Source organism: Corynebacterium singulare (genome assembly GCF_000833575.1).
GTDB lineage: Bacteria > Actinomycetota > Actinomycetes > Mycobacteriales > Mycobacteriaceae > Corynebacterium > Corynebacterium singulare.
In genome coordinates this window covers 758,740-780,053 of the sequence record NZ_CP010827.1, presented here as the reverse complement: position 1 = coordinate 780,053, position 21,314 = coordinate 758,740, and the positions used below count along the sequence as shown (strand labels likewise).

Here is a 21,314-nt window from a genome sequence, read left to right as displayed (position 1 = left end):
CCAATGAAAAGGCGCCACGGGGAGGTAACCCCGCAGCGCCCTCACAGGGTACTGTATGCCCCTTCTTAAGCCTCGGCCTGACCAGCGTTTTCTGCGCCGGCTGCCTCGCCTGCTTCAGCGGCGTTAGCTTCTTCCTGAGCCTTGAACTGCTTGCGCAACATGAACAGCTGGCGCACGGTTTCTTCCTTCACGCCGTCGTTCATCGCATTGAACATATCGCCGCCCTCCTTCTGGTACTCAACCAGTGGATCGCGCTGCGCCATGGCACGCAGACCAATGCCTTCCTTGAGGTAATCCATCTCGTAGAGGTGCTCACGCCACTTCTGGTCGATGATCGGGAGGATGATCATGCGCTCAGTGTTACGCATCTGGTTCTCACCGCCGATGGCAATGACGGCGTCTTCCAGCTTGTCGTACTCCTTGTTGGCGTCGGCAAGCAAAGCGTCACGCAACTGCTCTGCAGAAAGCTCACCTGCCGAACCATACGCGGACCCCTCCACGAGGGATTCGTGCGACATGGTGGGACCGTACAGCGAGTCCAACGCGTTCCACAACTCATCGAGGTTCCAGTCCTCCACGTATCCGGTGGCAGTTGCGCCGGCCACATAGGCCGAGACGGTGTCATCGATCATCGTGCGGATGTTGTCCTTAATGTCACCAGAATCGAGAATATCGTGACGGGTGGCGTAGACAACCTTGCGCTGCTCGTTGAGGACCTCATCGTACTTGAGCACGTTCTTACGCATCTCAAAGTTCTGGTTCTCCACCTGTGCCTGAGCGCCCTTGATGGAGTTGGAAACCATCTTGGCCTCAATCGGAACATCGTCCGGCACATTGAGACGATTCATCATGTTCTCCATGGACTGACCCACGAAGCGCACCATCAGCTCATCACGCATGGACAGGTAGAAGCGGGTCTCACCCGGGTCACCCTGACGGCCGGAACGACCACGCAGCTGGTTATCAATACGGCGCGACTCGTGACGCTCGGTACCCAGCACATAGAGACCACCGGCTTCGCGGACCTGGTCACCCAGCTTCTTAGAGTGCTCCTTCTCCGCGTCAATCTCGGCGTCCCAGGCCTCTTGGTACTTTTCTTCATCCTCGAAAGGATCGAGGCCACGTTCGCGCAGCTTCTCATCCAGGATGACTTCCGGGTTGCCACCCAGCACGATATCGGTACCACGGCCGGCCATGTTGGTGGCCACGGTGACGGCGCCAGGGCGACCAGCACGAGCAACGATCTGGCCTTCTTCTTCGTGGTGCTTTGCGTTCAGCACGGAGTGCTTGATGCCGCGCTTGCTCAGAAGCTGCGACAAGTACTCCGAACGCTCCACCGAGGTGGTACCCACCAGAACCGGCTGACCAGACTCAACGTGCTCAGCAATGTCATCCACCACTGCGGCGAACTTAGCTTCCTGAGTCTTGTAAATGCGGTCAGCGCGGTCAGCACGCTGATTCGGCTTGTTGGTCGGAATCGGCACAACATCCAGGCCGTAGATCGAGTGCAGCTCGGCTGCTTCGGTCTCGGCGGTACCGGTCATGCCGGAAATCTTGTTGTACAGACGGAAGTAGTTCTGGAGGGTAACGGTGGCCAGAGTCTGGTTCTCATTCTTGATCTCCACCTGCTCCTTGGCCTCGATAGCCTGGTGCATTCCCTCGTTGTAGCGGCGGCCAGCCAGCACACGGCCAGTGAAGCCATCGACGATCATGACCTCGCCGTTGCGGACAATGTAGTCCTTATCGCGGGTGAAAAGTTCTTTAGCCTTGAGAGCATTATTGAGGTAGGACACCAACTGGGAGTGCTCTGGGGCATATAGGTTGTCGATGCCAAGCTGATCCTCGACGAACTCAACACCGTCCTCCAGCACACCAATGGTGCGCTTCTTGTGGTCCACCTCGTAGTGGATGCCTTCACGCATCTTCGGAGCGAGCTGGGAGAAGACGCTGTAGAACTGGGAAGAGCCATCAACTGGGCCGGAAATAATGAGCGGGGTACGGGCCTCATCGATCAGGATGGAGTCCACCTCATCGACGATGCAGTAGTTGTGGCCGCGCTGCACAGTGTCATCGAGCGAGCGGACCATGTTGTCGCGCAGGTAGTCAAAGCCCAGCTCGTTGTTGGTGCCGTAGGTGATATCGCAGTTGTAGGCTTCCTTACGCTCCGCTGGGCGCATCTCAGAAAGGATGACGCCAACGGAGAGACCGAGCCAGCGGTGCACACGACCCATCATTTCGGCGTCACGCTTAGCCAGGTAGTCGTTGACAGTCACGATGTGCACGCCCTTGCCCTCAAGCGCGTTGAGGTAAGCCGGCAGCAGCGAGGTGAGGGTCTTACCCTCACCGGTGCGCATCTCAGCAACGTTGCCGAAGTGCAGAGCAGCACCACCCATGATCTGAACCTTGTAGTGCTTCTGGTCCAGCACACGCCATGCAGCCTCGCGCACGGTGGCGAAGGCCTCAAGCAGAATGTCGTTGAGCTTCTCGCCCTTATCCAGGCGCTCCTTAAACTCGTCAGTCTTCGCCTTCAGCTCATCATCCGTGAGCTTGCCAAAGTCTTCTTCGAGGGCAATAACATCATCAGCCATTTTGGCTAGGCGCTTCACGGTGCGTCCCTCACCGGCGCGGAGCAGCTTGGAAAGTCCAAACACGTCTAGATAGTCCTTCTTGTCGCGACAATATAGTTAACTCGTCGCCATTGTACTCACTAGCTTTTAAGCCTCGCTGCAGGGCTAGCCCAAAGTCTCTCTACACTGCCTCACTCCACCGCGAGTTCGACGTTCACTCAGTTCCCCCTGTTAACGATTCCGTGGAGGACAACGATTTCCTTAACAAAGGTGAACGATGTTCATCTTGCTCCTCTCGCTTCGTCCCGAGGAATGTCCACTCCACGCCCTACACGAAAAGGACTAAACCATGAAGCTTTCCAGGTTTGCCGTAGCCGCAGCCACCTCCACCGCCCTGGCGGTCAGCACGCTCACCGCCCCTGCCGCCTTTGCTGCCGAAGACGATGCCCCACAAGGCGGAAGTGCCATGTGGCTCTATAGCACCATTATGACCGGAGCATTAGAAATCGCTAAAAGCTCTCACGCCCCTAACACGCATCCAACCGAAAACTTCGGCACGGATTTGCTCATCGTCGCCCCGCTAGCTATCGCGCTGATTCCACTCCAATTCGTGGCCGAGCAAGAAGTCCGCCTATCGAGCCAATTCTCCCTCTAGGAATCCGCCTATCAGTACAGAGCAAGAAGGCCCTCGCCGCACAGTCCACAGTGCAGCGAGGGCCTTTGGCTCTTCGGCGACCAGTATGCGCTTGACTTACGCAACTAGACGGGAAGGCACGAGAGCTTAGCTCTCTTCGTTCTCCTCAGTCAGGGAGATGAGGCCGTAGTCAAAGGCGTGGCGACGGTACACCACGGATGGCTTGTTGTTCTCCTCGTTAACGAAGAGGTAGAAGTCGTGTCCCACCAGCTCCATCTCGCTGAGGGCATCATCGACGGACATCGGGGTGGCCGGGTGCTCCTTGAAGCGCACGATCTGGCCTGGGCGAACATCCTCAACGGTCTCTGCGTAGGGATCGATGTAGCGATCTTCCTTGGCAGCCTTGGAGGCTTCAGCTTCCGCCACCATCTCGGCGGCGAGCTGGCCGGTGCTCTTCGGTGCGCGGTGGCCGGATTTCACGTTCTCACGGCGTACCTTCACCTTGCGCAGGGAGCGCTCCATCTTACCCAACGCCGTCTCGAGGGCGGCGTAGAAGGAATCTTCCTTGGCCTCAGCGCGGGCGATGTGACCCTTGCCGGTAGCGGTGATCTGTAGACGGTTAGCCTGAGATTCGCGGCGGGGGTTAGGCTCGTGCTGCAGCTCCACATGGAAGAACGTCAGAGTCGGATCAAGGCGCTCAATCTTGGCCAGCTTGTCCGCGACGCGCTCCTGGAAGTGTTCCGGAACTTCCACGTTGCGGCCCGTGATGGTGATTTGAGCGTTGGTCTGCTGGGACATGTAAATGCCTCCCTTTACTCGTGGGGACTGAATGACGCACATTCTGCGGACTATCCAAGGCCTGTGATGAAGGCTTCGTGCCCGCTTCCCTGTGACACCCCTCATGCTACCACTGGTCATAACCAACGGATCCACCGGCCCCCTCGGCACGTGCTTGTCGACGCCTCCCCTTACGCATCTGCCAGCACAATCGCGCCGACCACGTCACCCCCGACGGCCCTCACCCGCGCTGCACTCGCGCGTAGGGTGGCACCGGTGGTCACGACATCGTCGACAAGCAGCACCGCACGCCCTCGCAGCTGCTGCGCACAGGGACGCAACAGCACTGCCGATCGCATATTGTCGGCACGCTCCCCTGCCGTAAGCTCCGACTGGTCTGCGCTTGATTCTGCCGTGGCCAGGGCGACCACCGTCCGCCAACCCGGCAGGCGTGCCTCAGCCGCCTCACACATCGCGGTAACGGGATCTCCCCCTCGCTGACGCGCCGAGGAAGCCCGAGTCGGCGCGGGCACCAACACGGCCGTCTCTGGAATATCGCCACGCGCACGCAGATACTCGATCCCCGCCGCCAGCACCGCACCGACGTGCCTGCGCACCGCCTGATTACCGCGTTCTTTCATCGCAATGATGACGCCACGGCGCGTATCCGAATAGGGCCCCAACGCCCACGCGGGAAAGCCCAGTGGAATCGGCCGTTCCACCCGGCGCGGAACGTGGCGCAGATGCTCCTGGCAAGCACCACAGAGCACCCCTCCCGCTTCAGTCGCTGCGCCGCAGCCGGCACAGGGACGCGGTAGGACGAGTTCCACGAGCGAGGCGGCCAGCTCCCCCATCCCCCAGTTCTTCGGCATAGCGCCTACAGTAGCCGTGACGACGCGACGTTGCTGTGGTGAGACTGCCGAAGCGAAGCTTAACGCGGGACAATCGGTGAGGACCGCACGCCGCGCAAACCATCGACCTCACGCCAGTAGGAGCTCTCCGAGCCACCTGCGGGCATCTGCAAAGTCGCGTGGGTGTCGGTGACATACAGCGTCGACGGCGACGCTGCCACCGCGACCACGGGAGCAGTGATGTTACCCGTCGGCAACGTGGTGGCAGCAGATCCATCCTGCTCCACACGCCATACCGGCGAGCTCGAGGCTGACGTGCCTACCAGCAGTGAGCCATCAGCTTGCCATTCCAACGAGAGCGCCGAGCCAGTGAGCTCAGGGCCGACCTGGTGGACATTGACAATGCGCCGCTCTCCCGAGGTCGCACGAGCAACGACGCCAGTGTAGATGCTGCCGTCGATAATCATGGCGATACGCGCCCCCGTAGTGGATAGGCGGATGACGGAGATCTCGCCATCAATGCTATCGAGAGCCGAGGTATCCACCTCAGACGTGCTCAGTTCACCAGTAGCCGGAGACCGCGTCACGCGAACGACATGTTCGCCGTCGATGACGGTCCATGCCACTTGACCGCCCATTTCGAACGTGGGGCGGGCAAGCGTTTTGCCCGTGACAGAATCACCAAGGTTGTGGTCGAGCTCGCCCATAAATAGCTGTGACTCGTTCTCGGAACGCTTGCGTATGGCCGCCACTAATCCCTCATCTGAGATGTCGGCGGATTGAATATCGCTGATCTCGCCAGTTGGGCCAGCGAGCTCGGTGGGCCCGTCCGCGGTGATGTCAAGAAGTGAGCCATCATTGACCGCATAGAGCTTGGCCACGGATTGCGCCGCGACTTCCGGGTTAAACTCCGCGAAGTCATCGATGGTCATCTCCTCCATGCCATCAACCATGGGGCTGCCGTCGATGGTGGCCCGCACAGTGCTAGCCACTTCCGCATTGTTGAGCGTCCACACCAACTGGGCTGCGAACTTGAGGCGTTCCTCCTGCGACATTCCTGACATGCCGCTGAACTCATACACCCCGTCGTTGATCCCCAGGAAGGTGGCGTCCTTAGGAACCAGCGTGGAAATGGCCGGCGAGATATCGGAGGATGCCCCCTGGAGCAGCAGCGTCACGAGCTCAGCGGCGATGGAATCCTTACCTGTGTAGAGCCACCGCCTATCAGCGACGAGCACGCGCTGGGTGACGTCATAGAAATACAACGACTGAGGGCGATAACGGTTGCGCAACTCGGTGCGCTCGATAACCGCACCAGTGGGCAGATCCGTAATCCGCCACTGACCATCAAATTGGCTCAGGCGGACGGTGGCCTCAATGCGCGAGTTATCGGGAACATAGGCACCGCCATCGGCGAGGCGGCCGATGATGTTGCCGCGCACCGAATACTCCAACACACCATCGTCCATCTTGGAGGTCACCAGATCGATGGAATCCACGACAAGGACCGTACTCGTAGGATCCCATGTGTCAGCAATGTCGGAGGCCAGGAAGGTGCGTGCGGCGGCGTAGTTGCTAGTGGGGATCGCCGCCGCGGAATAGAAATCACGGATCAAAAGATCCGGGTCGCTATCGGTACGCGGTTCTACGACGGCATCCTCGACCCGTTCGTGTGGTTCAAAGGTGCCTATCACCTGGGGGTCGGTGTCGTGCGGCAGCGTAGAGCAGCCCACGAGAGTGCTCAGTGAGATACAGCTGAGAACAGCGAGAACACGGCGAGCGGGGGTCATCGCTGGGCCTCCTCGTCGAAGTCGGCAACGCGCTCCTGGTTGAAGGGAGTCTCCGAGTCCATAGCGGCAGCGGCTCGGGACTCACGTTCCGAGGGCCACACGATGCCGGCGTCATCCCCGGTGGTCGTGCTCTGTGACGCAGTGGCGCCGCCGTCTCGGAATGCGGCGTCGACGGTAACAGTGTTTCCCACCATTCCCATGCCGTCTCCTACGCTCGCTACGCCCACGCTTTCAGCACTGAAACCGGAGGGCAAAGCAGCTTGCTCATCTGCGTGAATCTGGTCCGGGCTCGGTGCTCCCGGTACCACCAAAGCAATAGGCTCGGACTCTATCTTGTGACCTGGAGTGCGCGGGAGGATGAGTCGGAAACGCGAACCCACGCCCAAGTATCCTGTCGCATCCAGAGTGCCGCCATGCAATACGGCATCCTCACGCGCAATAGCCAAGCCCAGGCCAGTACCACCGGAGTGGCGCTTGCGTGAAGAATCCGCACGCCAAAAACGATTGAACACGAGCTCCTCTTGCCCCTCTTTCAGGCCCACTCCGGAGTCTGTCACGGCGATTCCGACGGCGTCATCAGTCGCAGCGACGTCCACCGTGACAGGATTACCCTCAGAGTGGTCGATGGCGTTGGCCAAAAGGTTGCGCAAAATACGCTCAACGCGACGTGAATCGCATTCCACGGTCACAGCCTCTCCTGGGGCGTTGACGCGAACCTCGACTCCCAGTTCTTCCGCAAGGTGCTCAACCTGGCTCATAGCGGAATCGATGCAGGAGCGAATGTCAATGGATGCCGTCGACAAATCTGCAACGCCGGCATCATGGCGAGAGATCTCCAACAGATCCGCCAGGAGTTCCTCAAACCGGTCCAACTCCTTGATGAGAAGCTCGGTCGAGCGCTTGGTATAAGGATTGAAATCATCAGCGTCGGCAGCGATGACGTCCGCAGCCATGCGCACCGTCGTCAGCGGAGTACGCAGCTCGTGCGATACATCGGACGTGAACTGGCGTTGCAAGTCGCCGTATTCCTCCAACTGCGCAATCTGTTTAGACAGCTTGTCCGCCATGTCGTTAAAGGAGGAAGCAAGGCGGCCCATTTCATCATCAGAATTCACCACCATGCGCTCACGCAGATGCCCAGCGGCCAGACGCTGTGCAATGCGGGATGCTGACCGAATTGGGGTAATGACCTGCTGGGTAGCCAGCCACGCAATACCTACAAGCAGCACCACAACGACCACCCCGGCTGCGGAGAGCAAACCGCGCATCAACGCCATTGTGGACTCCTCGGACTCCATCGAGAGCACAAGGTACACCTGCGTGTTGGGGATATCGCACTCGATAGGTGTGCCCACCATGAGCGCGTTATAGGTGGCGCCTGACTGCTGGTCCACGGTGGCGTATTGCTGCACAATCTGCCCACGGCCGACGAGCTCGCGCATCCCCTCTGGAATGCGGTAGCCCTCTGGGGAGGTTGTGGCAGTGCCGTCGGAGTTGTCGACGACGACAACCGGCTCATAGACCGCCTGCGCATCATTTTGCTGCGCTGACATTTGCCCCAGTGCCGCACGCGCCGAGTTGATGCGAACCTGGGTTGAGTTCGCCGTACCAGTCGCATCAATCTGCTGTTCAACGGCCACGCGGGCACGCTCAAGCTCCTGCAGCGCAGTGTCTTCCTTCTGGCTCACCAGCTGCTGTGTCAGCACGGAGACCAGCGCATACGCCAAGAACAGCATGACCACTGCGGAGGCCACGAGAATCATGCCGATAACGCGGGTCTGCAGGGATGTGCGCCAGCGCTCGACGACGCCGTCCTTGACGCGTCTCAACCCAACAAAAATAACGGCTGTCCTTTACTCGCCGATTTTTCCGGTCTTGTATCCCACGCCGCGCACAGTGAGAACGATGCGTGGATCTTCCGGATCGTGCTCGATCTTGGCGCGCAGTCGCTGCACGTGCACATTCACCAGACGCGTATCCGAAGCGTGGCGGTAACCCCACACGGACTCCAACAACGCTTCACGGGTATGCACCTGACCGGGCTTGCGGGCCATTTCGAGCAGGAGGTCGAATTCCAGGGGCGTCAGGGAAATCTCCTCACCGCCCTTGCGAGTGACGGTGTGTTCGGGGACATCGATAAGCAGGTCCCCCACCTCAATCATTTCACCAGAAGAAGAATCCGTGCGGCGCAAACGTGCGCGGATGCGAGCGATCAGCTCCTTGGGCTTGAAAGGCTTAGTGATGTAATCATCGGCGCCAGACTCGAGGCCCAACACAACATCAACGGTGTCCGTTTTTGCAGTGAGCATCACGATGGGTACCGAAGATTCCGTGCGGATGGCGCGGCAGATATCCACACCGTTCATGCCCGGCAGCATGAGGTCCAGCAAGATCAGATCAGGGTCGTGTGCGTGGAAGGCAGGAATGGCCTCATTGCCGTCATTGACAGCGATAGGCTCCAAGCCTTCGGCTTCGAGCACGATGGTGAGCATTTCGGCAATTGCCGGGTCATCATCCACGACCAAGATTTTCGGTGCCACGTTACTGTTCTCCTACAAGGTCCTTGACAGATTGAATAATCATATCGGCATCCGCGGTGGCGATCCACCGCCCTGCCCACTTCTGATCTGCCAATCGCCGGTAGGCAGCGGCCGTACGGGCTTGAAGCCCAGCATCGCGCTCATAGCGGTCACGGGACCGGGTTCCGTCCTCCGCCGCCCGGGTGACCGCGCGCTGACCGGCCACTGCCACGTCCGTATCGAGGAAAATCTGCAGCTGAGGGACAGGCAGGCCGAAACGTTCAAACTCTAGGTCATAAATCCACTGAACGACGGCCTCCTCACCCACTCGGGCAGCCGAATATGCCGCATTGGAGGCCACATAACGATCAAGGATGAGAAGGGACGATGTGTCCTCAGCTGCGGCAATCAGCTGCTCCTTCGCCCCCAATCGATCCAAGGCAAAAAGCGTGGCCATGCCATAGGCAGAATCGGTGAGGTCTCCCATATTGCCGTACAGCGCCTGCTGCGCGAGCTGTGCATGGATGGAATCCTCATAGCGCGGGAAGCTCAGGACCTCAACCGCGCAGTCAAGCTCTTCGCACAGACGCTGGGTAACGGTGTTCTTGCCGGCGCCGTCGATACCTTCAATACTGATCAGCATACTGGTAGAAAACCTCTAAAACTACGACAGCGCCTCGATGAAAGCCTCGAGGTCGTAGTCCTCTTCTACGCTTTCAAGCAACTCCACAGCATGCTCATTGAGGTTCTCGCTACCGGATCCCGCAAGCTCGCGAATGAAGGGATAGTCCTCCACCACGTCACCAGCACTAAACGGGGCGCCAGCCCAAATTGCAGCGATGGTGGCAGCCGCCAGAGCGTTGCGTTGTTCCTCGTCGGTCTGGTCCTCCCCGGAGACCGCAAGCGCACAGGCATCATCCACCGCAGCCACGATATCGTCGTCTTCGAGGTCCGACAGTTCGTCGAGGAAGTCGACGTTAGCCTCGTCAGTGAAGATGTCTTCGTCCCATGAGCTCATTGGTTTTCTCCTTAATACCTAGTGCTTGTTCATACTTGGTGCTTGATGCTGAAATCTGTAACTGTGGGGGTGGTGGGCGACAGCACTCCTCGCCTCGAGGGAGGTCTCTTACCCACGTTTTACCATTCTTTAGACCGTGTCACGCTAGTCTTCACCGTACCGTGTCTAGGGCCACGACACTGGGCCGTGTGGACGATGCCAAACGACCTTTTCCTGGCAAAATCCTGTGCACATGTGGGCGCCGAAAGGGGAACCACCAGCTGCGCTGGTTTTCATGCTATCGTTGTTACCGACTTGTGACCTTCTGCGCGGAAAGGAGACCCCAGCATGACCAGCACCCCACGCCGCGTCCTCGCTTTTGTGGCGGCGGGTCTCCTGTGCGCGGTGGCCATTGGCATTGCGGTCTGGCAGATGAGCGCTCCGGAGTCTGTTTTAACGGAGCCCTCGGCGGCGACCGCTGGGACCAGCGCCTCCGTCACTACGACGACATCCTCGTCCGCGGAGCATTCCTACACGACCACTGCCTCTGCCCCACAACCAAAGTCTTCGCAGGCGCAGATTGCCGCTCCCGCGGATGACCCGTACTTGGCACCCAATGCAGTTTTCAACCGCACGGAGCCGGCCCGCCCGACGGCGGTTTACCGCCCTGACAACGTGTCCGCACTGAACAATCAGCAACCGCAGGATCAGAGAACTGAAAGCAACTACCCGCTAACCCCGCTGCCCGCAGATCAATCCACAGCACCCTCGTCTGCCGCTCCTTCCCCAGAGTCCACCCAGAAGGTCACCCCGGGTTCGGAGCCCACAGCCCAGCCAGCGCCGCACACCGCCTCCCCGCAGGACGCGCACGAGAATCACCAGGATGACTCCGACTCACGTGATAGCGGGCCGCAGGCCTCCCCTGCTCCGCAGCCGTCCCACGTGCCAGAGCACACTCAGGCGCCGAGCGATGCGGATGCCCCACACCGCGACAACCCAACCCCACAACCTGCAGGATGGACTCCAGAAGCACCAAAGCCCAGGGAAGAGCCACGCGACGGTGCAGGGTTTAACGAACCAACTGACGCGGAGAAGAAGGCACAAGAAGAGGCAGCTCGAAGGGAATCCGAGGAGCTGGCTCAGCTCGCCAACGCCCTCGAGCAGGAAGCTTCTCACACCAACGAGGCCCCGACTCCGGCAGCTCCTACCGACGACAGGCCCGCCGCCGAGGAGCCATCCGTCCAGACTGCCTCTCTTGGCCCATCCCCCAGCCCACGTGACACAACGTCCGAGGACTCCCCGGAGGGTACGACTCCTGTCGAGGAAGACTCTGCGGAAATTCCAGAGATGCCCTCCTCTCCAGCCGAGCTGTCTGGCAGCACCGCTGACGCTCCCTAAAGCACCCAGCGCATAAACATGACCACCCAAGCTCCACGAGCTTGGGTGGTCATGTGATCGGGCCTACACTCGCGCGACGAACACCTGCGCGCTCTTACCTTCCACAGCGCGGATTGTGGCGGCAGGGTCATGTGCCGGAAGCCACGCAGCATGACCGGCGGTCAGCTCAATGCTGTCGCCCTGCTCGTTGCTGAGAGCTGCCACACCGGATGTGCACAGCACAATAACGGGGCCGTCGAAATCCACGTCCACGGAGTCCTCACCGGAAAGCTCTACGCGGTCGAGGGCAAATTCCTCAATTGGTACCGGGTATGACCACGCCTGGGCGCCGAGAACGTTGTCTTGGCCCGACTTGTCTACCTGCGCCACGCGCGGGTCCTCCGCGGCGGAATAAGTCAGGACCTTCACCAATTCCGGAACATCCACGAACTTCGGGGTGAGGCCGCCTCGGAGCACATTGTCGGAGTTAGCCATAATTTCTACGCCCAAGCCGGAGACGTAGGCGTGCAGCTCACCGGCGTTGAGGTAGATCGCTTCACCTGGCTGCAGTACCAAGTGATTGAGCAACAGTGCGCCCAGAACGCCGATATCACCCGGGTACTGCTCGTTGAGCTGAGCCACGGTGTCCATGACCGTGCGCATCCACTCGTCGCCAGCAGCGTGTTCACGAAGGCGCTCACCGGCAGCGACCACGGCGTTAATAAGTTCCTTGCGCTTGGCACCGGGAATGGTGATCCACGTTGTGAACAGGGCGCGGAGGTTATCACTTTCGGCCGCGGGATCGTCCGCCAGCATGCTCACGTAGTGGTCGAGCTCTGGGCAGTCCAGCGCGGCAAAGAGGCGACGAGTCTGTTCCAGTGGACGAAAGCCCGCCATGGCGTAGAACTCCGTGAGCGCCACGATGAGCTCCGGCTTGTGGTTGTCATCCTTGTAGTTGCGGTTGGAGGCGGTCAGGTCAATTCCGGCCTCGTTCTCTCGGGCAAAGCCTTCTTCGGCCTGGACCTTGGACGGGTGTGCCTGCAGTGACAGCGGTTCCGCTGCGGCGAGGATCTTCAGGAGGAAGGGGAGCTTCTCGCCGTAGTCAGCCGTCACTCGCGGGCCTACGTGGCTTTCTGGGTCGGCAGCGATAATGCCGTCGAGTCGTTCGCCATCAATCGTTGAGGGATCCGCGGGGTGTGCGCCGAACCACAGCTCAGCAACAGGGCTCTGAGTCTCTGGTTCGCCTAATAGGTTCGGTATCAGCGTGCGCGAACCCCAGGAGTAATTGCGGGCAGCGCTCTCAAGCAGCTTCATTGACATCCTCTATTTCACGTCATAGGCGGTCGCGGCATAACTCCGCGTAATCAACTGCAGCGCGCGAGCCACATCTCCACAGTCGGGGTCGGCGCTCGCTGCAGCGAAGGAATGGGGCAGGTTCGCCTCTTCCTGGCCCCATAAAACAATTTTCAAGGGTACCAAAGGCTCCTCGTCCTCAAACGGGTCGTAGAAGATATCTGTCGGCGCGTCCTTAAGAAGTGGCCCCACGCCTTCCGCATCCACGACGGTGCCGCCGAGGCCATGAACTGACCAGAGTGCGCCTGCCATGCGGGCAACGAGCGCACCGAGGTCCACGCGGGTGCGTTCGTCCGAGAAACCATAGGGGTCCACCCCGCTGCTGTGAACGACGCGCCCGCCCTCCGCGAACTCACGCAGGGCTCGCCCAGGGTTGGTGGTGGCATCGCGGTGCGGGGACAGCGCGTCAATCTCGCGGTCGATTGCGTCTGCAACGTCGTCGAGACGGCGTGCCACCAACTCTGGGTCTTCGCTCAGTACTGCCTGCACCGCGTGGAGCGCGGTGATAGCTCGTACTGGGGAGACTCCTTCTGTTGTGGGCAGAGCATCGATCACGATGGTGTCTTCAGGTGGGTCCTCTAGGACGTCGACAAGCACGGTGGTTGCGCCGCGCCGCGCTGCATCATGGAGCGCGCGCTCTGCCCACAGGCTCTCCCCTGCTACAACGACAACATCCAGTGCGCCTGTAAAACGCGGCAAAGACTCACTGACCACGATGGGCACATCCGCTGGCTCGGCTAGGCCCACGGCCACGTGCGCGGCGGCTCGCGAAATCTGGTCTGCGGCAAGGATGACGAGCGACCGCGGGCGCATTCCACCCAGGACTCGAGCGAGGTCGGGCACAGCAGAGGCCACGACACGGGCTTGGGCTCCTTCGTGGGCAACGTCGAAGAAGCGCACGGTTTCGGGGTCATAGGAAGTCATGAGCCCGAGCATAGCTAGGATGAGTGGCCATGAGCATTCATCCGGTAGTCCTTGTCGGCGGCGGCCCGGGCGCGTGGGACCTCATCACCGTGCGCGGCATGCACGCTCTGCAGGCCGCAGACGTTATTGTGGCGGATCATCTCGGCCCTACCGCGCAACTGGATCGGTTGTGTGACATTGACGCCAAGGAGCTTATCGACGTCTCCAAGATCCCCTACCGCAAGCAGGTGGCTCAGGAGCGCATCAACGAGATCCTCATTGAACAGGCTCGAGCAGGCCGCCGCGTGGTGCGCCTCAAGGGCGGGGATCCGTATGTCTTCGGACGCGGCTTTGAGGAGCTCACAGCACTCACGGACGCGGGTATTACCGTGGAGGTTATCCCCGGCGTCACCTCGGCCGTGGCCGTGCCGGCACTGGCGGGCACCCCGGTCACGCATCGCGGCATGGTCCATGCTCTCACCGTGGTTTCCGGCCACCTCCCGCCGGGCCATCCGAAGTCACTGGTGGATTGGGCCGCCTTGGCACAGTCGGGAGCAACCCTGTCCGTCATCATGGGGGTGAAGAATGCCGCAGCCATTGCCGCAGCGCTTATCGACGCCTCCCTCCCGCCCCACACCCCCGTGCGCATCATCCAAGAAGGCTCCCTCGCTGAGGAGCGCGTTTTTAGCTGCGAGCTCTCCACGCTTGGTTCCACGATGGTGGACAAAGCGGTGGCCCCGCCGGCCGTCATCGTCATCGGCGAGGTTGCTGGGCTTTAGTCAGCGTTGACACCCACCGGTGCCGTTGATTCGGCAGCTTCTGGCTCTGAAGAAACCACAACTCGGCTACCGCCGCGCGCCGGTGCGTGACGGCCGTCCTGATTCCCCTCACGCTCACGGCGGGTGCGGCGCCTGCTCGCCCACACGGAGAGGCCCACGCCCACGACGAGCGCCGCGATTTGAAGACCAAGGATGGCCGGATGCGGCAGCGCCCAGTCCAGGGCTCTAGGCACGTTGAGCGTGACGATGGCAGTGCCCACAAGCCCGCCCAGCACTGTGGGGTTCACACGCGAGATGAGCCACGCCGCGATCGGCGCGGTGATGGTGCCACCGATCAGCAGTGCCACAACGGCCGCGGCATTGGCCACGATTTGTTCCCAGAGGCCGATAATGAACCCTGCGGTCGCACCGAAAGTAACAAGAAACTCAGCGGTGTTGACCGTGCCGACGATGCGGCGGGGCTGCTCGCGGCCTACCGCCATGAGCGTCGAGGTGGAGAGTGGGCCCCAACCACCGCCACCGGAGGCATCGACGAAGCCGCCAACCACGCCAAGACCGGCGAGGAAAGGCGTGGAATGCGAGCGGGCTGTCGGGGGCTTCTTCCGACGCGGCTGAGAAAAACGCCACACCAGATTGATGCCCATGATGACGAGGATGGCCGAGGTGACGGGAGCTGCCGCTTCGAGCGACAGATTCGACAGTAATGTCGCACCCAGGAAGGCTGAGATTCCTCCGGGGACGCCCAGCTTGAATACCGTTGGCCAATGCACATTGCCAAAGCGCCAGTGACTGATTCCAGAGACGAGCGTCGTGCCCAGCTCGGAGGTATGCACCACGGCGGAGGCCGTGGCCGGACCCAAGCCCGCGAGCAGCAGAATGGTGGTGGAGGTGACGCCGAAGCCCATGCCAATGCCGCCGTCGACAAGCTGCGCCGCAGCCCCCGCGAGAGCGATAAGTATGAGACTACGCATGGGCCACCTCCTGATAGCGCTGGGAGACAATCTCCGCAAGGGCTGTCCCAAGCGGCGGGAGCACCTGACGTTGCGAAGCCGTGGTCAAGCCACCATCAAGGCGGTCAAGCAAGAGTCCAGGGCTAACAAATAACGGCACGACAACCTCCCCATGCTCGCGCGGTGAAAGGTTCTGCTCGGCGGCGGCCTTAGGACCCGTGGCATAGGCTGCAGAGCATTCACACCCGGCAATCTCGCCCACGCGGCGCGCGAGTTCGGCCACCGCGGCAATGGCTCCCTCATCAGAAGAACCGACGGAGTACACCACGACTTTGCTGGCTTCCTCGGGAACTCGCGTAGCCAGCAGTTGGGCCATGTCCTCACCGGTACCGAGCCCCCGTCCTCGGTGAAGGATGAGCCCGGACGACGCGGAGGCGCTGTCGAGCGCGGCGGGAACGTCCACCCGCTGGTGATAGCCCTCGGTGAACAGCAATGGCACGACGACTGCCTCCCGCTCACCGCGCGCAGCCAAGCCCTGAGCTGCGGCCTCCAGAGTTGGAGTGTTGAACTCCAGATGCGCTGCCACAGCAGGCACGCCGGTGAGCACCCCCGCAGCGCGGGTCAAGGCCTCCACGCTTGACGCGGCCTCAGGGTGGCGCGAGCCGTGTGACAGGGTAATCAATGCGGTCATGGCGGCCCTCCTTCTTCAGTCTTTAGTCCTTAGGCGCGGTGGAGTGGCCGCGGCGAGCCAAGGAGCGCTTGAGCGCCTCGTTCGCAGAGAGCGCCGGTGCAGGGGCTACCGGGGCATCATCCTGACCGTGGAATCGCAGCGAGAAGATGCGCAAGCACTCCTGGCACTTCCAGGCAAAGTCATCTTCCTCATTGGGGAAGAGATCCGTGCCGGCGCAGTAGGGGCAATAGGCCGGATGATTGCGGTTTGGGTTGGGCTGGCGGCGGAAGTTCACTGCAGGTCCTCCTCCTCGGCGCGCAGGACCCAGTGGCGGAACTCTTCGCCTTCTTCGCGCTGCTCCTTGTACTTATTCACCAGCCGGATGACATACTCCGGAACTTCATCAGCAATGACCTTGTGTCCACGCAGCTTGCGGCCCCAGTCCGGGGACAGCCCCAGCGCGCCACCGAGATGCACCTGGAAACCTTCGACTCGGTTGCCGTCGGCATCGGTGACGATCTGGCCTTTGAGGCCAATGTCAGAGACCTGCGAACGGGCGCAGGCGTTCGGGCAGCCGTTGAGGGCAATGGAGATTGGCACATCCAGATCACCCAGGGTGTCTTCGAGAATGTCAACAAGCTCGATAGCGCGGGCCTTGGTGGTCACGTGCGCCAACTTGCAGAACTCCAGGCCGGTGCAAGAAATGACACCGCGGCGGAACTCTGAGGGCTGCGAGTACAAGCCCGTCTCATCGAGTGCACGAGACAGCTCCGGGATGTCTTTTTCCTCCACATCAAGGAAGAGGAGCTCCTTCATCGGAGTGGTGCGAATGCGGGTAATGCCGAACTTTTCGGCCACATCTGCAATAGCAATGAGCTGCTCACCCGTGGCGTGGCCCACGGTTGGTTTCACGCCGACGTAGAACTTGCCATCCTGTTGGCGGTGCACACCTACATGGTCGCGGTTGCCGGGTGCGATGGGGAGGGGGTGGCCGTCGAGAAGCGGCTCATCCAAGTACTCGTCCTCCAGCACTTGGCGGAACTTCTCAATTCCCCACTGCGCCACCAGGAACTTCAGGCGGGCGCGGTTGCGGTTGCGGCGGAAGCCGTAGTCGCGGAAGATGCGAGCCACGCCGGCCCAGACCTCGGGCACGCGCTCAAGCGGAATCCACGCGCCGAGGGACTGTGAGAGCATCGGATTGGTGGACAGACCGCCGCCGACGAAGCAGTCGAAACCAGGACCGTATTCGGGATGTTCGGTGCCGACGAAGGCCACATCCTGGATCTCATGGGTAACGTCCTGGCGAGCATTACCGGAAATAGCGCTCTTGAACTTGCGCGGGAGGTTGTGGAACTCATCGCGCAAGAGGTAGTCGTTCTTAATCTCCTCGATGGCCGGAGTGGCATCAATGATCTCATCGGCGGCCACACCAGCGACCGGAGAGCCAAGAATAACGCGAGGGACATCACCGCAGCCCAGCAAGGTGTCCAGACCCACGGAGCGCAGCTTCTCCCAGATGGTGGGGACATCCTCAATCTGAATCCAGTGCAGCTGGATGTTCTGGCGGTCGGTGAAATCCGCAGTGGAGCGGGCATAATCACGAGAAATCTCTCCCACCGCACGCAACTTGGCGGGGTCGGCGCAGCCACCATCAAAGCGCACGCGCATCATGAAGTACTCGTCCTGCAGCTCGGCGTTACTAAGCTTGGAGGTCATCTCTCCGCCCAAGTTCTGGTTGCGCTGGGTGTAGAGACCGAGCCACTTAAAGCGCGGGGCAAGATCCTCCGCGGGAATCGAGGAAAAGCCTTCCTTGGAGTAGATGTCAATGACGCGCTGACGCACAGCGAGCGCCTCATCGTCCTGCTTAATCTCCTCGTCAGCATTAAGCGGGGAGGTGCCGTCAATCTTCCACTGTCCTTCGGGCTTCTTCGCGCGGGCCGGTCGCTTTGTGGCGGTGGTCATAGTCTGCTGCCTTTCGTCGGATAGTGAAAACCTACCGGTCTAGGCAGAACAGACAAAGCAGTCTTTTTTATTTTCGCGGCAATATGCAAAGCACGCTGCGTCTATGCCACAATGTTCTCCGAATGTAATTAGGCACAGTTGCCCTTGAGCAGACAAGCCGGTTCAATAAACCCCACGCTTGTTTAAGACCTAAGCTTTCGTTAGTTAGCACAACACTCCGAAAGGCCATCCATGACCCAGCAGCCCCTGAAAGTAGCCGTCATTGGTGCCGGCCCGGCCGGCATTTACGCCTCCGATATCTTGATTAAGAAGACCGGCGGCAACGTTCAGATCGATCTCATCGAGCAGATGCCAGCACCATTCGGCCTCATCCGCTACGGCGTGGCCCCAGACCACCCGCGCATTAAGGGAATCGTCAACTCTCTGCACCGTGTGCTCGATAGCGAACAGATTCGACTGCTGTCCAACATCACCGTCGGCCGCGATGTCACCGTGGCTGAGCTGGAGGAGTACTACGACGCCATCGTCTTCGCCACCGGCGCCGTCGGCGACCTTGGCATGTCCATCCCCGGTTCTGATCTCGAAGGCGTACACGGCGCCGGTGAGTTCGTCGGCTTCTACGACGGCAACCCGCGCTTCGAGCGCTCCTGGGATCTCTCCGCCGAAGAAGTTGCCGTCATTGGTGTGGGCAACGTGGGCCTTGACGTCGCCCGAATCCTGGCCAAGACCGGTGACGAGCTCAAGGAATCCACCGAGATTTCGGATAACGTCTACGAGTCTCTGGCCAAGAACCAGGCCACCACCGTGCGCGTCTTCGGCCGCCGCGGTCCGGCCCAGGCCAAGTTCACCCCGCTGGAGCTCAAAGAACTCGACCACTCCCCCACCATCAACGTGGTGGTGGACCCGGAGGACATCGACTACGACGAGGCCTCCCTCAAGGCCCGCGAGGAAGCAAAGTCCTGCGACCTCGTGTGCCAGACCCTCGAGGGCTACGCCATCCGTGAGCCCAAGGATGCGCCGCACACCCTGCAGATCCACCTCTTTGAGCAACCGGTGGAGTTCATCGGGGAGAACGGCAAGGTCACGGCCGTGAAGACCGAACGTACCGCGCTCAACGGCGACGGTTCCGTGTCCGGCACCGGCAAGTTCACCGAGTGGCCGGCACAGGCCGTCTACCTGGCGGTGGGCTACCGCTCCGATGCCATCGACGGCGTGCCTTTCAATGCACAGAAGAACGTCATTAACAATGACGGTGGCCACGTCATTGATCTCGACGGCACCATCGTGCCGGGCCTTTACACCACCGGCTGGATCAAGCGCGGTCCGGTGGGGCTTATCGGTAACACCAAGTCCGATGCGACGGAGACCATCGGCATGCTGCTTGATGACGCCGAAGCGGGCAACCTCTCCCACTCCCGTGACGAGGACATCGTCGACCTCTTCGAGTCCAAGGGACTCGAACACCTGACCTGGGAAGGCTGGAAGAAGCTCGACGCCGCCGAGCGCGCTTTGGGTGAGGCCGAGGGCCGCGAGCGCAAGAAGTTTGTCGAGTGGGAAGAGATGGTTCTCAACTCGCGCGGCGACTAGGCTGCTGTCTCAAGGATGGGCCCACAGCCCAGCCTCCTTCGCCAGCCCCCTCTCCACCAACGCTACGGCCGTACCCGAACTAAAACTGCCCTATCTGACGAAACTCTCGCCTCCGCCACAATTGACGCGGAGAAGCTCGTCAGTTAGGGCAGTTCTTGTCTCAAGGACTGCGCGTGAAGGCTCATGCCCTCGCGCTAGGCGCGGATAATGCCCAGTACCTCGTCGACGATGGCCTGAACCTCGTCCTCGGTCTTGGCTTCAACGTTGAGCCGCAGCAGCGGCTCCGTGTTAGAGGCCCGCACATTGAACCAAGCATCGGTCCCCTTCAGCTCAACGGTGACACCATCGAGTTCGTCGACGGACTCAATCTTGTCCGCCAGCTCATCGAGCACGCGCTGCGTTGCCGCCTTCTGGTCCTCCACCGTGGAATTGATCTCACCGGAGGCCTCGTAGCGCGAGTACTGCGCCATGAGCTCGCTCAGCGGCTTATCCTGCTCACCCAGCGCTGCCAGCACGTGCATAGCCGCAAGCATGCCGGAATCTGCATTCCAGAATTCCTGGAAGTAATAATGAGCCGAGTGCTCACCACCAAAGACCGCCTGGTGCTCAGCCATCTGTGCCTTAATGAAGGAGTGCCCCACGCGAGTGCGCACCGCTGTGCCACCCTTCTCTGCGATGAGTTCCGGAACCGTCTTCGACGTAATGAGATTGTGGATGACCGTGGCGCCGGGGAACTTATCTAGGTAGCGCTCAGCCACCAACGCACAGATTGCAGACGGCGAAACCGGCTGACCCTTCTCATCCACGACAAAGCATCGGTCCGCGTCACCGTCGAAGGCAAGGCCGATATCCGCCTTTTGCTCGACAGTGAACTTCTGCAGATCTACCAAGTTCTTCGGATCCAGCGGATTGGCCTCATGGTTGGGGAAGGTTCCGTCCAGTTCAAAGTACAGATCACGCACGTCAAAAGGCAGTCCCTCAAACACTGCTGGGACGGTGTGGCCGCCCATTCCGTTAGCGGCGTCGACAGCCACGACGAGTGGGCGCGAGTTTTCCAACGGGACCAGACCGCGGAGGAAAGCTGCATAGTCACCCAGCACTTCACGCTTGGCAATGGAGCCAGGCTCGCCATCGAAGGCCGGCGTGCCGTCGATCAGCATGTCCTTGATCTGCTCCAAACCAGTCTCCTGGCCCACCGGCACCGCTCCCGCGCGGCACAGCTTGATGCCGTTGTATTTAGCCGGGTTGTGCGAGGCGGTAAACATTGCCCCCGCACAGTTCAGGTCACCAGCTGCAAAGTAGAGCTCATCGGTGGAGGTCAGTCCCAGCATGATGACGTTGACGCCTTGGCCGGCGGCACCCTCAGCGAAGGCAGCAGCCAGCTGTGGGGAGGATGGGCGCATGTCATGGCCCACCGCTACGGTACTCTCACCTTCACCGCGGAGAATCGCAGCATAGGCCGCGCCAGTATCGCGCACGAAAGTTTCGTCGATATCCTCGCCCACAACGCCGCGGACGTCATAGGCTTTAATCACTGCATTGAGCTGTTCACGAGTTCGCATAGCCCACAAGCATACCCGTGCCCCCTGTGCAGTCCG

Annotated in this window: 19 protein-coding genes; 4 read left to right on the top strand and 15 right to left on the bottom strand. The window is 60.8% G+C overall.

Going from position 1 to position 21,314, the window contains the following annotated elements:
* Positions 1-65: 65 nt before the first annotated feature.
* Positions 66-2,651 carry a preprotein translocase subunit SecA gene (gene secA / locus CSING_RS03635; RefSeq protein WP_042529799.1) on the bottom strand — a complete coding sequence of 862 codons (2,586 nt, stop codon included), beginning with the start codon at positions 2,649-2,651 and terminating at the stop codon, positions 66-68.
* 265 nt (positions 2,652-2,916) lie between these two features.
* Between secA and CSING_RS03630 the strand changes: the two genes are divergently transcribed.
* Positions 2,917-3,222, top strand: a complete 306-nt coding sequence (locus CSING_RS03630; RefSeq protein WP_042529796.1) for a hypothetical protein — start codon at positions 2,917-2,919, stop codon at positions 3,220-3,222.
* A gap of 126 nt (positions 3,223-3,348) precedes the next feature.
* Here CSING_RS03630 and hpf read toward each other — a convergent pair whose 3' ends face one another.
* The 7 genes from hpf to CSING_RS03595 form a co-directional block, all read right to left on the bottom strand.
* A complete protein-coding gene (hpf, locus tag CSING_RS03625) occupies positions 3,349-3,999 on the bottom strand; it encodes a ribosome hibernation-promoting factor, HPF/YfiA family (protein ID WP_042529795.1) in 651 nt (216 codons plus the stop codon).
* A 170-nt stretch (positions 4,000-4,169) separates the two neighbouring features.
* Positions 4,170-4,850 (bottom strand): ComF family protein, encoded by a 681-nt coding sequence (locus CSING_RS03620; RefSeq protein WP_236684025.1) that lies wholly within the window; start codon positions 4,848-4,850, stop codon positions 4,170-4,172.
* Between the two features lie 59 nt (positions 4,851-4,909).
* Positions 4,910-6,619, bottom strand: a complete 1,710-nt coding sequence (lpqB, locus tag CSING_RS03615) for an MtrAB system accessory lipoprotein LpqB (protein ID WP_042529793.1) — start codon at positions 6,617-6,619, stop codon at positions 4,910-4,912.
* Positions 6,616-8,403, bottom strand: a complete 1,788-nt coding sequence (gene mtrB / locus CSING_RS03610; protein WP_456062134.1) for an MtrAB system histidine kinase MtrB — start codon at positions 8,401-8,403, stop codon at positions 6,616-6,618. Before mtrB ends, lpqB begins: the two co-directional genes overlap by 4 nt.
* A 69-nt stretch (positions 8,404-8,472) precedes the next feature.
* Complete coding sequence (gene mtrA, locus CSING_RS03605; RefSeq protein ID WP_042529791.1) at positions 8,473-9,159, bottom strand: MtrAB system response regulator MtrA; 687 nt, start codon at positions 9,157-9,159, stop codon at positions 8,473-8,475.
* Between the two features lies 1 nt (position 9,160).
* Positions 9,161-9,781 carry a dTMP kinase gene (locus CSING_RS03600; RefSeq protein WP_042529789.1) on the bottom strand — a complete coding sequence of 207 codons (621 nt, stop codon included), beginning with the start codon at positions 9,779-9,781 and terminating at the stop codon, positions 9,161-9,163.
* A 21-nt stretch (positions 9,782-9,802) separates the two neighbouring features.
* Positions 9,803-10,156, bottom strand: coding sequence for a DUF4259 domain-containing protein (locus tag CSING_RS03595; protein ID WP_042529787.1), 354 nt, complete (start codon positions 10,154-10,156; stop codon positions 9,803-9,805).
* 327 nt (positions 10,157-10,483) lie between these two features.
* Here CSING_RS03595 and CSING_RS03590 point away from each other — a divergent pair, with 327 nt between their 5' ends.
* On the top strand, positions 10,484-11,533 hold the full coding sequence (locus CSING_RS03590) for a hypothetical protein (protein ID WP_052471375.1): 1,050 nt from the start codon (positions 10,484-10,486) through the stop codon (positions 11,531-11,533).
* A gap of 63 nt (positions 11,534-11,596) precedes the next feature.
* On the opposite strand, the gene manA is transcribed toward CSING_RS03590, so the two are convergent.
* Positions 11,597-12,826, bottom strand: coding sequence for a mannose-6-phosphate isomerase, class I (gene manA / locus CSING_RS03585; protein WP_042529785.1), 1,230 nt, complete (start codon positions 12,824-12,826; stop codon positions 11,597-11,599).
* 9 nt (positions 12,827-12,835) lie between these two features.
* Positions 12,836-13,789, bottom strand: a complete 954-nt coding sequence (locus CSING_RS03580) for an exopolyphosphatase (protein ID WP_236684024.1) — start codon at positions 13,787-13,789, stop codon at positions 12,836-12,838.
* Positions 13,790-13,818: 29 nt separating this feature from the next.
* On the opposite strand from CSING_RS03580, the gene cobA reads away from it, so the two are divergent.
* Positions 13,819-14,547: a uroporphyrinogen-III C-methyltransferase gene (cobA, locus tag CSING_RS03575; protein ID WP_052471374.1), complete on the top strand. Its 729-nt coding sequence runs from the start codon at positions 13,819-13,821 to the stop codon at positions 14,545-14,547.
* Here cobA and CSING_RS03570 read toward each other — a convergent pair.
* Genes CSING_RS03570 through CSING_RS03555 form a run of 4 tightly spaced genes read right to left on the bottom strand, consistent with a single transcriptional unit; the run spans position 14,544 to position 18,129 of the window.
* Positions 14,544-15,518: a sulfite exporter TauE/SafE family protein gene (locus CSING_RS03570; RefSeq protein ID WP_042529780.1), complete on the bottom strand. Its 975-nt coding sequence runs from the start codon at positions 15,516-15,518 to the stop codon at positions 14,544-14,546. The two genes, cobA and CSING_RS03570, sit on opposite strands and share 4 nt — an antisense overlap.
* Positions 15,511-16,188, bottom strand: a complete 678-nt coding sequence (locus CSING_RS03565) for a sirohydrochlorin chelatase (RefSeq protein ID WP_042529778.1) — start codon at positions 16,186-16,188, stop codon at positions 15,511-15,513. The genes CSING_RS03570 and CSING_RS03565 overlap by 8 nt, the downstream gene beginning before the upstream one ends.
* Positions 16,189-16,210: 22 nt before the next feature.
* Entirely contained in the window at positions 16,211-16,462 is a 252-nt protein-coding gene (locus CSING_RS03560) for a hypothetical protein (protein ID WP_042529776.1), read from the bottom strand.
* On the bottom strand, positions 16,459-18,129 hold the full coding sequence (locus CSING_RS03555; RefSeq protein WP_042529774.1) for a nitrite/sulfite reductase: 1,671 nt from the start codon (positions 18,127-18,129) through the stop codon (positions 16,459-16,461). The genes CSING_RS03560 and CSING_RS03555 overlap by 4 nt, the downstream gene beginning before the upstream one ends.
* Before the next feature lie 231 nt (positions 18,130-18,360).
* Here CSING_RS03555 and CSING_RS03550 point away from each other — a divergent pair, with 231 nt between their 5' ends.
* Positions 18,361-19,716 (top strand): FAD-dependent oxidoreductase, encoded by a 1,356-nt coding sequence (locus CSING_RS03550; RefSeq protein ID WP_042529772.1) that lies wholly within the window; start codon positions 18,361-18,363, stop codon positions 19,714-19,716.
* 194 nt (positions 19,717-19,910) lie between these two features.
* Here CSING_RS03550 and CSING_RS03545 read toward each other — a convergent pair whose 3' ends face one another.
* On the bottom strand, positions 19,911-21,278 hold the full coding sequence (locus CSING_RS03545) for a phosphomannomutase/phosphoglucomutase (RefSeq protein WP_042529770.1): 1,368 nt from the start codon (positions 21,276-21,278) through the stop codon (positions 19,911-19,913).
* Between the last annotated feature and the right edge of the window lie 36 nt (positions 21,279-21,314).